This window comes from Roseovarius sp. MBR-6, from assembly GCF_040547525.1.
GTDB lineage: Bacteria > Pseudomonadota > Alphaproteobacteria > Rhodobacterales > Rhodobacteraceae > Roseovarius.
In genome coordinates this window covers 42,992-54,383 of record NZ_JBEPPW010000008.1, presented here as the reverse complement: position 1 = coordinate 54,383, position 11,392 = coordinate 42,992, and the positions used below count along the sequence as shown (strand labels likewise).

The following is an 11,392-nucleotide window of genomic DNA, read 5'->3' as shown; positions in this document are numbered from 1 at the left end:
TTCGTCCGGGTCTTGCGTGACGGGGGGATGTCGCGCCGCGCGCGCAACCTCCCCCTTGCCATACCCGGTGTGCGGCGTATGGTGCGGGCAAGCGAGAGGTGCCGCAGTGCAGCAAGACGAGACCCATATCACCCTCATCACCCCGTCGGCCCCGGTGCAGATCGCCACCCATGGCGGGCGGGCGAAATGCCTGCAACGGCTGGTGCGGCTCGATCTGCCGGTCCCGCGCACGCTGGCGCTGTCCTTTGCCGCCGTGCACCGGATCGCGGCCGGAGACATGCCCGACATGGCGCGCCTGCTCGATCCGTTCGGGCCGGGCACGCTTCTTTGTGTGCGCCCCTCCTCGGAGGACCCGGATTGGGGCGGGCCGGGGGCGGTGCTCAATATCGGGATCAACGATGCGCGCTTTGTGGGGTTGTCCGAGCAGATCGGCAAACGCGCGGCTTCGGAAATCTACCTGCGCTTCGTTCAGGGCTACGCGATCCATGTGGCGCGGCTTGACCCGGATATCTTTGACGATGTGGACAATGACCCGGTGAGGGGCCTGTCACAGGCCCTGCGCGCCTATGAGGATGAGACCGACGAGGAATTTCCCCAGGATCCGGCGGTGCAGCTTTCGGAGGTGCTGCGCTCCATGGCGCGCGCCTGGGAAGGCACGACAGCGCGGCTCTTGCGGCAAGCCAAGGGCGCGCCCGCCGATGCGGGCCTTGGCCTTGTGGTGCAGGAACTGGCGCTCGGGCTTGGACCGGGCGAGAGCGGATCGGGTGTCATGCAACTGGTGGACAGCCGCACCGGTGCCGACCAGATCACCGGGCGCTACCTGAGCCAGAGCCAGGGGCGCGACGCGCTGCGCGGCGGCGAGGACGCGCTCTATCTCACGCGCGACCCGCGCGGCCCGTCGCTTCAGGAGCTTGCCCCCGACGCGTTCGACGAGATCCTCGCCCATACCCGTCTCATGCGCGAAAAGCTGCGCGAGGAGATGCAGACCGAATTCACCATCGAGGATGGCCGCGTCTGGATTCTCGATGGCCTCCGCGTGGCGCGCAGCGCGCGCGCGGCGGTGGCCATTGCGGTGCGGATGGCCGAGGACGGTGTCATCACGCGCGAAGAGGCGCTGATGCGGATCGAGCCGCGCGCGCTCAACGAATTGCTGCACCGGCAGGTGGACCCCGACGCGCCGCGCGACATTCTTGCGCGCGGGATTGCCGCGAGCCCCGGCGCGGCCTCCGGCAAGGTCGTCTTTTCGGCAGCCGAGGCGCAGGCGGCGGCGGCGCGTGGCGAGCCCTGCGTTCTGGTGCGCCGCGAGACCAGCACAGAGGATATCCGCGGGATGCATGCCGCGCGCGCCGTGCTGACCGAGCGGGGCGGCATCACCAGCCATGCGGCCGTGATCGGGCGCGGCATCGGCCTGCCCTGCGTGGTGGGGGCCTCGGAGATCCGCTTTCAGACCCGGCGCAAGATGCTGACCATGCCTGACGGGCGCGTGGTCAAGGCGGGCGAGACGATCACCATCGACGGCACCAACGGCCATGTGCTTGCCGGCGAGGCCCCGCTTCTGGAGGCCGCGCGCGACGACGCGTTCCAGACGCTGATGAGCTGGGCCGACGGCACCCGCGACATCGCCGTGCGCGCCAATGCCGACACCCCTGCCGATGCGGAACTGGCGCGCCATTTCAACGCCAAGGGCATCGGCCTGTGCCGGACCGAGCACATGTTCTTCGAAGCCGACCGCCTGACGGTCATGCGCGAGATGATCTTTGCCGACACGCCGGCTGACCGGGCGGCGGTGCTCGAGCGCCTTTTGCCCATGCAGCGCGCGGATTTCGCGGAGCTTTTCCGCATCATGCAGGGGCAGCCGGTCTGCATCCGCCTCTTTGATCCGCCGCTGCACGAGTTCATGCCCGCAGATCGGGCGGGGCATGTGCAATTGGCCGAAGCGCTCGATCTGCCGGTGTCCGATGTCACCCGCCGGGTCGAGGCGCTGGCCGAATACAACCCCATGCTGGGGATGCGCGGCGTGCGTCTGGGCATCACCATGCCTGAGATCTATGACATGCAGGCGCGCGCCATCTTCGAGGCGACGCTGGAGGCCAGCCGGGACGGCGCGCCGGTCGTGCCCGAGATCATGATCCCGCTGGTCAGCGCGCGCCGCGAGGTGGAACTGGTCAAGATGCGGGTGGATGCCGTGGCCGCCGCCGTGCGCAACGAGACCGGGCGCGACTTTGCCTTTCGGCTGGGCGTCATGGTCGAGACGCCGCGCGCGGCGCTCTGCGCCGGAGAGATCGCGCCGCTGGTTTCGTTCCTCAGCTTCGGCACCAATGACCTGACACAGATGACCTATGGCCTGTCGCGCGACGATGCGGGGCGGTTCATGTCGACCTATGTGCAGCAGGGCGTCTACCCGGAGGACCCGTTTCATGTGCTCGATGTCGACGGGGTCGGAGAGCTTTTGCGCATCGGCGCCGAGCGCGGGCGCGCGGCCAACCCGGACGTGGTTCTGTCGATCTGCGGCGAACATGGCGGCAATCCCGAATCAATCGGCTTCTGCCGCGATGTCGGTTTTACCTATGTGAGTTGCTCGCCCTTCCGGGTGCCGGTGGCGCGACTTGCTGCCGCACAGCTTGCCGTGCGCGACAAGATGGGGTAGCGCGCCGCCCGATACGCGCAATATCTGACATGACAAGCCCTTGTTTCTGGACATAAACCGCCATAGGCGGAGCCTTGCCGACCGCTCGGGTGGACCTTTGGACGGCTTTCGTCTAGTGCGCTCGCAACTGACGAGGCGGGCCGCTGGCCTGTCCAAGGCAAGGAGACGATGCATGAAACGGATTCTGTGGTCCGTGGCGCTGGCTGCGGGGCTGACAGGCCCGGTGCTGGCGGATACCCCCGTAACACAATTGATGGCACAGGAAACGCGCGCGCTGCGCGCCATTCCGGGCGACCGCATGGCCAGCTATATCAGCCGCCCCGAGATCGGGATCGACTATTCCCGAGAGTGGCTCAGCCAGCAGCGTGTGGGCACGCTCGACCGCGAGACGCACTGCCTCGCCGAGGCGCTTTATTTCGAGGCCCGCGGCGAGAGCGTGCGCGGGCAGTTCGCGGTGGCCGAGGTGATCCTCAACCGCGTTGACAGCACCGCCTTTCCCGATACGCTCTGCGGCGTGATCCATCAGGGCACGGGGCGCAAGTATCAGTGCCAGTTCACCTATACCTGTGACGGCAACTCCGACACCATCGCCAACAAGGGCGCTTTTGATCAGGTGAGCCGGGTGGCCCGCCTGATGGTCGAGGGTGCGCCGCGGCGTCTGACCGACGGGGCCACGCATTACCACACCCGCGCTGTCAATCCCCGTTGGGCCCGCGTGTTCCCGCGCACCGCCAGCATCGGCGTGCATCACTTCTACCGCCAGCCGACGCAGCTCTCGCAGAACTGACAGCGGACAACCCGCCTTTGCGCCAGAATCGCGGTTGACTCGGGCGCGCGCGCCGCTAAAAGGCGGGGTTCATGGGATATTCGCGGATGCACGTCATCCGCCGCAGGAGACGACACATGGCGAAGCCGACCACCATCAAGATCCGCCTCAATTCGACCGCGGGCACCGGGCATTTCTACGTGACCAAGAAGAACGCCCGCACCATGACCGAAAAGATGACAGTGCGCAAATACGACCCCGTCGTGCGCAAGCATGTCGAATACAAGGAAGGCAAGATCAAGTAAGATCGCCCCTTGCGACGGTTGCGAAAACCGCGCCCCGTGGGGCGCGGTTTTTCTTTGCGCAATCCGCCCCGAGGCACGGCCCCCGAAATGCAAAACGCCCCGGCGCGGGGGCCGGGGCGCGTCATGTCCGGAAGGCCGGTCTTATTGCAGGCGGCCCATGGCCACGGCCACATCGGCCATGCGGCACGAAAAGCCCCACTCGTTGTCATACCAGGCCAGCACCCGCACCAGCCGCTTGCCGGTGACCTTGGTGAGGTCCGGCGCGAAGATCGAGCTTTCCTCGGTATGGTTGAAGTCGATGGAGACCTTGGGCTCCGGGTCATATCCCAGAACACCCTTCATCGCGCCCGCTGCCGCCTCGGCCACGACCTCGTTGACGTCCGCCTTGGTCACGTCACGCTCGGCGATGAACGTCAGGTCCACCGCCGAGACATTGGGCGTGGGCACCCGGATGGCCGAACCGTCAAGACGCCCTGCAAGCTCCGGCAGCACCTCGCCAAGCGCCTTCGCGGCCCCGGTGGAGGTGGGGATCATCGACATGGCGGCGGCGCGGGCGCGGTAGAGGTCATTGTGGCGGCGGTCCAGCGTCGGCTGATCGCCGGTATAGGCGTGGATCGTGGTCATGATGCCCGATTCGATGCCGATGCCCTCATGCAGCACCTTGGCCAGCGGCGCGAGGCAATTGGTGGTGCAGGACCCGTTCGAGATCATCTTCTCGCCCGATTGCAGCATCGCGTCGTTGACGCCGAAAACCACGGTGCGATCCACGTTCTTGGCAGGCGCCGAGATCAGCACCTTGCGCGCGCCGCGCTCCAGATGCGCGCGGGCCTTGAGGCCGTCGTTGAAATTGCCGGTGCATTCGAGCACGACGTCAACGCCTTCCCAGTCCAGTTCCTCAAGCTTGTAGGTGGACATCACGTCAATCGGTCCGCGCCCCAGATCGAGCGTGCGGCCCTCGACCGTAATCGGGTGGCCAAAGCGGCCATGCACGCTGTCATAGCGCATCAGGTGCGCGGCGGTCTCGATCGGGCCGGTGGCGTTGACCTTGACGACCTTGATATCGTTGCGCAGGCTCTCGGAAATGTGGGCCAGCGTGCAGCGGCCGATGCGGCCGAAACCATTGATGCCGACGGTAATTGTCATGGGGCGACTCCTGTTCGGAAGGTTACGCGCGGTATAGACGGCGCGCGCGCGTTCGGGAAGCCGCAATGCGGTTGTTTTTGACTGATTTTCAGTATGTTAGCGATAACCGTTATCGCAAAGGCCGTGGACGGGGTGATGGTTGCGCTAACGGTGCGTCAGCCCGCGCCCGCGATTTCGCGCGCGACAAGGCCGGACACGGCGGGCGCGCAGCCTATGGGGCGCAGGCGCAATCCGGCAAAGCCCGCCGCATCGAGCGCCTCGGGAATGTCGTCCACCACATGCCCGCCCTCGGCGGCGAAGAAGGGCAGGCAAAGGCTGCGCGCGCCCAAGCCCTGTGCCGCGTCGGCCAGATAGGGGGCCTCCTCGACAAAGCCCACGCGGATCTCCGCAAGCGGCAGATGCGCGGCCAGCGCCTTGGCAAAGGCATTGGTGTCGCGCGCGGAATTGGGGCTGCGACCCGAGCCATGCGCGGCGATGAAGGCGCGCACGTCGTCGGCTTGCCAGCCCGCCGTCGCAATCTCCGCGCGCAGAAGATCGGCGGCAAGCGCGGGCAGGGCGGGCGAGACGCCCAAGGGGCGCAGGATCACGGCCTCGGGCGCGGCGCTCAGCCGATTGCGCAGGTTCTCGCCGGTAAACCAGCCCTCGGTCATGAAAAGCGGATAGATGCGCGGGGCGGTGCCAGCGGCGGCCAGCGCCGCGTCGAGCGCGCCGGGTTTGGCCAGCGTTGCAGCCCCCACATGCCAGCCGGGCAGGGCCTGTGACACCTTCTGCGCGAACCCCAGAAGCTCCGCCTCCGCCGGGTCCGGGTCGGAGGGTTGGCCGTGGCTGACGATGATGGCGGATTGCTGCATGGTGCCTCCGGTTCGGTTATCCGTTGGCGCAGGAGATGCAGCGCGTGATGCCGGGGTCAAGGGCCAGCCGCGCCCCGGCGATTTCTTCGCCGCAATCCTCGCAAGTGCCGAACTCGCCCTCGTCGAGGCGCGCCAGCGCCGCGCGCAGCCGCCGCCGCTCGATATCGCGGCGCACATGGGTGGCGCGCGCCATGGCCTGCGATTGCAGCGCGTCCTGACGGCTCAGTCGCCCGACGGACTGCTGATCCAGCTCCACCGTCGCCTGTCCCCCGCGCCCGCGCGCGTCCTCTTCGTCGATCTCGTCCAGCCGCGCCATGATCCGTGTGCGAAAAGCGGTTTGCGTTGCGTGGTCCATCGCCCTACATCCCCTCTGCCGGAGTGGATTTTCTCCACGAAGCGCCTCTGGTATAGTGAAGGCCCGAGAAGGAGACCAGCCCCGTGCCCACCATCAAGACCAAACTGGCCGCATTCGATCCCGTCTGGGTCCAGATCGCGCAAGAGGCGCGGGCGGCGATTGCCGATGAGCCGCTTTTGGGCGGCCTCATTCATTCCAGCGTGCTGCACCATGGCAGCTTCGAATCGGCGTTGGCGTACCGGATTTCGCTCAAGCTCGCGTCGCCCGAGATGCCCGAGCAGATCCTGCGCGAGATCTGCGACAAGGCGCTGGCGGCGGATGCCACCATCGGCCTTGCGGCGCGCGCCGATATCGTTGCCGTGCGCGACCGTGACCCGGCTTGCGACCGGTTTCTTTTGCCGCTCTTGTTCTTCAAGGGCTATCAGGCGGTGCAATGCTACCGGATCGCGCATTGGCTCTGGCGCGAGGGGCGACGCGATCTGGCACGGTTCTACCAGATGCGCTCGTCCGAGGTGTTCGGCGTGGATATTCACCCCGCCGCCCGCATCGGCAAGGGCATCATGATCGACCATGCCCATTCCATCGTCATCGGCGAGACGGCGGTGGTGGGCGACAATGTCTCGATGCTCCATTCGGTCACCCTTGGCGGCACCGGCAAGGAGGAGGAGGACCGCCACCCCAAGATCGGCGACGGCGTGCTCATTGGCGCAGGCGCCAAGGTGCTGGGCAATATCCGCGTGGGCCACTGCTCGCGCATCGCCGCCGGATCGGTGGTGTTGCAGGAGGTGCCGCCCTGCAAGACGGTGGCGGGCGTGCCGGCCAAGATCGTCGGCGAGGCGGGCTGTGATCAGCCCTCGGTCAGCATGGATCAGCTTCTGGGCGTGCGCGGCAGCGAAGAGACCTGAGCGCGAATGGCAACGCTCTGGCCTTGGCTTGCGCCGGTTCTGCTGCTCAGCCTGTCCAATATCTTCATGACCTTCGCATGGTACGGGCACCTGAAATTTCCCCATGCCGCGCTCTGGGCCGTGGTGCTGATAAGCTGGGGCATCGCGCTTTTCGAATACATGCTTGCGGTGCCCGCCAACCGGATCGGGCACCGGGTCTATTCGGCGGCCGAACTCAAGACCATGCAGGAGGTGATCACCCTGACGGTGTTTGCCGGGTTCTCGGTGCTGTGGCTGAAAGAGCCGCTGACGGTCAATCACCTCGTGGGCTTTGCCCTGATTGCCGCAGGTGCATTCGTGATCTTTCGCGCGCCGCTCTGAAGGGGCACCGTTGCGCGGTGCCCCCGGATATGGGCGTCAGGCCAGCATGACCATGGGATTTTCGAGGTTGCCCACGATCTGTTCCAGCAATTGCGCCCCGAGCGCGCCGTCGATCACCCGGTGATCCACCGAGAGCGTGACCGACATGACGGTGGCGACGGTCAATTCGCCATCCTTGCCCACCACCGGCTTTTTCAGCCCCGCGCCAACGGCGAGAATCGCGCCATGGGGCGGGTTGATGACGGCATCGAAATTCTCGATCCCGAACATCCCGAGGTTGGAAATGGCAAAGGTGCCGCCCTGATACTCATGCGGTGCCAGCTTGCGGTCGCGGGCGCGTTTGGCGAGGTCTTTCATCTCCGCGCTGAGCGCCGAGAGCGATTTCATCTCGGCATCCTTGAGCACGGGGGTGAAGAGCCCCCCCTCGATGGCGACGGCCACGGCCACGTCCGAGGGTTTCAGCCTGAGCACCTTGTCGCCTGCCCAGACCGCATTGGCGTCCGGCACCGCCTGAAGCGCGAGCGCACAGGCCTTGATGATGAAGTCGTTGACCGACAGTTTCACGCCCCGTGCCTCAAGCTGCTTGTTGAGGTCGCCCCGGAATTTCATCAGCGCATCAAGACGGATTTCGCGGCGCAGGTAGAAATGCGGCACGGTCTGCTTGGCCTCGGTCAGGCGCGCGGCGATGGTCTTGCGCATCCCGTCAAGCTTGACTTCCTCATACTCGCGGCCCTGATACATGGCGATCACGGCATCGGTGGAGGGGCCAGAGGGGGCCGCTGCCGGGGCCGCGGCCTTTTCGGTCGGTTTGGCGGCCTCCTTGGCAGTGGATGGTTTGGCGTCCTCGACATCCGCCTTGACGATGCGGCCATGCGGGCCCGAGCCGGTGATCTGCGCGAGGTCCAGCCCCTTCTCGGCGGCGATGCGCCGCGCGAGCGGCGAGGCAAAGACGCGCCCGCCATCGGAGGCTTTCGGCGCGGCAGGGGCCTCGCCCGCCCCTTTCGTGGCAGTCTCGGCGGTGGCTGCGGGCGCGGGGGCCTCGGATTTGGCCGCGTCCGGTTTGGCGGTGCTTGTGCCAATATCCGCCGCGCTCTCGCCCTCTTCCAGCAGCACGGCGATGGCCGTGTTGACCTTTACCCCCTCGCTGCCTTCGGCCACGAGGATCTTGCCGATCACGCCCTCGTCCACGGCCTCGAATTCCATCGTGGCCTTGTCGGTCTCGATCTCGGCCAGCAGGTCGCCCGCCGCAACGGTATCGCCCTCCTTGACCAGCCATTTGGCAAGTGTGCCCTCTTCCATCGTGGGCGAGAGGGCGGGCATGAGAATCTCGGTTGGCATCGCGTCTCTCCTCAGCGGTAGGTCACTTGGCGCACGGCGTCGATCACCTCTGCGGTCGAGGTCAGCGCCAGCTTTTCGAGATTGGCGGCATAGGGCATGGGCACGTCCTTGCCGGTGCAGTTGATCACCGGAGCGTCGAGATAATCGAACGCCTTTTGCATCAGCACCGCCGAGATGTGGTTGCCGATGGAGGCCACCGGCCAGCCCTCTTCCACGGTCACGCAGCGGTTGGTCTTCATCACCGAGGCGATCACCGTGTCGGTATCCATCGGGCGCAGCGTGCGCAGGTCGATCACCTCGGCGCTGATCCCGTCCTCGGCCAGCTGTTCGGCGGCCTCCAGCGCATAGGTCATGCCGATGCCGAAGCTGACGATGGTGACATCGCTGCCCTCGCGCCAGATCTTGGCCTTGCCGAAGGGGATGGTGAAATCGTCAAGCTTGGGCACCTCGAAGGAGCGGCCATAGAGGATTTCATTTTCCAGGAACACAACCGGGTTTGGATCGCGGATCGCGGTTTTCAATAGACCCTTGGCGCAGGCCGCCGAATAGGGCTGCACCACGCGAAGCCCCGGCACCTGCGCATACCAGGCGGCGTAATCCTGGCTGTGCTGCGCGCCCACGCGGGCGGCGGCGCCGTTGGTGCCGCGAAAGACGATGGGGCTGCCCATCTGGCCGCCGGACATATAGAGCGTCTTGGCGGCAGAGTTGATGATCTGGTCAATCGCCTGCATGGCGAAATTCCAGGTCATGAATTCCACGATGGGCCGCAAGCCCCCCCAGGACGCGCCCACCCCGATCCCGGCAAAGCCGTGTTCGGTGATCGGCGTGTCGATCACGCGCTTGGGGCCGAATTCGTCGAGCAGACCCTGGGTGATCTTGTAGGCGCCCTGATATTCGGCCACCTCCTCGCCCATGACGAACACCGTGTCGTCGCGGCGCATTTCCTCGGCCATGGCGGAATTGAGCGCCTCGCGCACGGTCATCTTCTGCATGTCCGTGCCCTCGGGCCAGTCGGGTTCCGCCATTGGCGGAACCTGTCCCGCACCTGATGCGGGACCTCTTGCCGCCTTCGCCTCCGCCGGGGCGCGGGCGGGCTGAGGTTCCGGCTCGGGGGCCGGGGCGGGCGATTCGCTCGCGATATCGTCCGCGCTTTCGCCCTCTTCCAGCAGCACGGCGATGGCGGTGTTGACCTTCACCCCTTCGGTGCCCTCGGCCACGAGGATCTTGCCGATGGTGCCCTCATCGACGGCCTCGAATTCCATCGTCGCCTTGTCGGTCTCTATCTCGGCGAGGATATCGCCCGATTTGACGCTATCGCCTTCCTTCACCAGCCATTTCGCCAGCGTGCCCTCCTCCATCGTCGGCGAGAGGGCGGGCATGAGAATTTCGGTTGTCATGGTCGTCTCTCCTCGTCAGATGTCGTCGCGCAGGTCAAGGCGCTGTTCGATGCGCGCAAGCCGGGCCGCAAGCTCGGCAATGCGCCCGTCCTGCGTGGCCTCGCCTTGCAGGAACGCCGCCTGATGCACCTTTTGCTGACGGATTTCGGACAGGATTTCCACTTGTCCGCCTTCGAGCCGGGCGAGGCGATCCTGAATGCGCTTGAGATGTTCGATGATCAATTCCTGCGGCGCGGTCATTGGGTGGCTTCCTCCTGCGGGGCCACGTCGGCGATGATGTCGGTCCACAGCTCTTCGAGCGCGGGTTCCGGGCTTTCCTTGGCGAAGTCCGCAGACTTGTTGACGATGTCCTTGATGTCCTTGTCGATCGCCTTGAGGTCCTCCTCGGAGGCGTGACCACCCGACAGCAGCAACTCGCGCACATGCTCGATGGCGTCCTTCTCGTCGCGCATCTTCTGGACCTCCTCGCGGGTGCGGTATTTCGCGGGGTCCGACATCGAGTGGCCGCGATAGCGATAGGTCTTGATCTCGAGGATATACGGGCCCTTGCCCGCGCGGCAATGCGCCACGGCCTTTTCGCCCGCCGCCTTGACGGCCAGCACATCCATGCCGTCCACCATCTCGCCGGGGATGCCGAAGGCCTCGCCGCGGTGGTAGATGTCGGGGCTGGAGGTGGAGCGTTTCTGCGAGGTTCCCATCGCATACTGGTTGTTCTCGATCACGAAGATCACCGGCAATTCCCAGAGCGCGGCCATGTTGAAGGTCTCGTAGACCTGCCCCTGATTGGCCGCGCCATCGCCGAAATAGGTGAATGTCACGCGGTCATTGCCAAGATATTTGTCGGCGAAGGCAAGCCCCGCGCCAAGCGGCACATTCGCGCCCACGATGCCATGGCCGCCGTAAAAGCGCTTCTCGGTCGAGAACATGTGCATCGAGCCGCCCTTGCCCCGGCTATAGCCGCCCTCGCGCCCCGTCAGCTCGGCCATGACGCCCTTGGGGTCCATCCCGCAGGCGAGCATATGGCCGTGATCGCGGTAGGTGGTGATGCGGCGGTCGCCTTCCTCGGCGGCGGCCTCGAGGCCCACGACAACCGCCTCCTGCCCGATATAGAGATGGCAGAAACCGCCGATCAGGCCCATGCCGTAAAGCTGCCCCGCCTTCTCTTCGAATCGGCGGATGAGCAGCATGTCGCGGTAATACTGTTTGAGATCGTCGGCGGAAACGTTTGGTTTCGCGGCGCTTTTCCGGGGGGCCATGCGGGTGCTCCTCCTTGGTGGCGGAAATGGTTTAACGCTAAACCAATTCCTACACCAATCCCGCGACGG

At 65.9% G+C, this 11,392-nt stretch carries 12 protein-coding genes; 5 read left to right on the top strand and 7 right to left on the bottom strand.

Annotated elements, in window-relative coordinates; translation table 11 throughout:
• Positions 1-106: 106 nt before the first annotated feature.
• From ABIE57_RS11690 to rpmG, 3 genes are all read left to right on the top strand, one after another.
• The gene (locus ABIE57_RS11690) at positions 107-2,647 is read left to right on the top strand and encodes a putative PEP-binding protein (RefSeq protein ID WP_354539202.1); all 2,541 of its coding nucleotides are present in this window, start codon (positions 107-109) and stop codon (positions 2,645-2,647) included.
• Positions 2,648-2,819: 172 nt separating this feature from the next.
• Complete coding sequence (locus tag ABIE57_RS11685; protein WP_354539201.1) at positions 2,820-3,434, top strand: cell wall hydrolase; 615 nt, start codon at positions 2,820-2,822, stop codon at positions 3,432-3,434.
• Positions 3,435-3,550: 116 nt separating this feature from the next.
• Entirely contained in the window at positions 3,551-3,718 is a 168-nt protein-coding gene (rpmG, locus tag ABIE57_RS11680) for a 50S ribosomal protein L33 (protein WP_007799108.1), read from the top strand.
• A 141-nt stretch (positions 3,719-3,859) separates the two neighbouring features.
• Here the strand turns inward: rpmG and gap are convergent, their stop codons facing one another.
• From gap to ABIE57_RS11665, 3 genes are all read right to left on the bottom strand, one after another.
• Complete coding sequence (gene gap / locus ABIE57_RS11675; protein WP_354539200.1) at positions 3,860-4,861, bottom strand: type I glyceraldehyde-3-phosphate dehydrogenase; 1,002 nt, start codon at positions 4,859-4,861, stop codon at positions 3,860-3,862.
• Between the two features lie 155 nt (positions 4,862-5,016).
• The gene (locus ABIE57_RS11670; RefSeq protein ID WP_354539199.1) at positions 5,017-5,712 is read right to left on the bottom strand and encodes a sirohydrochlorin chelatase; all 696 of its coding nucleotides are present in this window, start codon (positions 5,710-5,712) and stop codon (positions 5,017-5,019) included.
• A 16-nt stretch (positions 5,713-5,728) separates the two neighbouring features.
• The gene (locus ABIE57_RS11665; protein WP_354539198.1) at positions 5,729-6,067 is read right to left on the bottom strand and encodes a TraR/DksA C4-type zinc finger protein; all 339 of its coding nucleotides are present in this window, start codon (positions 6,065-6,067) and stop codon (positions 5,729-5,731) included.
• 83 nt (positions 6,068-6,150) lie between these two features.
• On the opposite strand from ABIE57_RS11665, the gene cysE reads away from it, so the two are divergent.
• Positions 6,151-6,972, top strand: a complete 822-nt coding sequence (gene cysE, locus ABIE57_RS11660; protein WP_354539197.1) for a serine O-acetyltransferase — start codon at positions 6,151-6,153, stop codon at positions 6,970-6,972.
• A 6-nt stretch (positions 6,973-6,978) separates the two neighbouring features.
• Positions 6,979-7,332, top strand: coding sequence for a DMT family protein (locus ABIE57_RS11655; RefSeq protein WP_354539196.1), 354 nt, complete (start codon positions 6,979-6,981; stop codon positions 7,330-7,332).
• A gap of 36 nt (positions 7,333-7,368) precedes the next feature.
• Here ABIE57_RS11655 and ABIE57_RS11650 read toward each other — a convergent pair whose 3' ends face one another.
• From ABIE57_RS11650 to pdhA, 4 genes are read right to left on the bottom strand one after another with little or no spacing between them, the layout of a single operon-like run.
• Positions 7,369-8,670: a pyruvate dehydrogenase complex dihydrolipoamide acetyltransferase gene (locus ABIE57_RS11650; RefSeq protein WP_354539195.1), complete on the bottom strand. Its 1,302-nt coding sequence runs from the start codon at positions 8,668-8,670 to the stop codon at positions 7,369-7,371.
• Positions 8,671-8,681: 11 nt separating this feature from the next.
• Positions 8,682-10,067: a pyruvate dehydrogenase complex E1 component subunit beta gene (locus ABIE57_RS11645; protein ID WP_354539194.1), complete on the bottom strand. Its 1,386-nt coding sequence runs from the start codon at positions 10,065-10,067 to the stop codon at positions 8,682-8,684.
• Positions 10,068-10,082: 15 nt separating this feature from the next.
• Positions 10,083-10,307, bottom strand: a complete 225-nt coding sequence (locus ABIE57_RS11640; RefSeq protein WP_354539193.1) for a hypothetical protein — start codon at positions 10,305-10,307, stop codon at positions 10,083-10,085.
• On the bottom strand, positions 10,304-11,323 hold the full coding sequence (gene pdhA / locus ABIE57_RS11635; RefSeq protein WP_354539192.1) for a pyruvate dehydrogenase (acetyl-transferring) E1 component subunit alpha: 1,020 nt from the start codon (positions 11,321-11,323) through the stop codon (positions 10,304-10,306). Before pdhA ends, ABIE57_RS11640 begins: the two co-directional genes overlap by 4 nt.
• Positions 11,324-11,392 lie beyond the last annotated feature (69 nt).

Coding starts and splice junctions, on each gene's coding strand:
- ABIE57_RS11670 (WP_354539199.1), bottom strand. CDS start 5,712: ATGCAGCAATCCGCCATCATCGTCAGCCACGGCCAACCCTCCGACCCG.
- ABIE57_RS11645 (WP_354539194.1), bottom strand. CDS start 10,067: ATGACAACCGAAATTCTCATGCCCGCCCTCTCGCCGACGATGGAGGAG.
- gap (WP_354539200.1), bottom strand. CDS start 4,861: ATGACAATTACCGTCGGCATCAATGGTTTCGGCCGCATCGGCCGCTGC.
- ABIE57_RS11650 (WP_354539195.1), bottom strand. CDS start 8,670: ATGCCAACCGAGATTCTCATGCCCGCCCTCTCGCCCACGATGGAAGAG.
- pdhA (WP_354539192.1), bottom strand. CDS start 11,323: ATGGCCCCCCGGAAAAGCGCCGCGAAACCAAACGTTTCCGCCGACGAT.
- ABIE57_RS11640 (WP_354539193.1), bottom strand. CDS start 10,307: ATGACCGCGCCGCAGGAATTGATCATCGAACATCTCAAGCGCATTCAG.
- ABIE57_RS11655 (WP_354539196.1), top strand. CDS start 6,979: ATGGCAACGCTCTGGCCTTGGCTTGCGCCGGTTCTGCTGCTCAGCCTG.
- rpmG (WP_007799108.1), top strand. CDS start 3,551: ATGGCGAAGCCGACCACCATCAAGATCCGCCTCAATTCGACCGCGGGC.
- ABIE57_RS11685 (WP_354539201.1), top strand. CDS start 2,820: ATGAAACGGATTCTGTGGTCCGTGGCGCTGGCTGCGGGGCTGACAGGC.
- ABIE57_RS11665 (WP_354539198.1), bottom strand. CDS start 6,067: ATGGACCACGCAACGCAAACCGCTTTTCGCACACGGATCATGGCGCGG.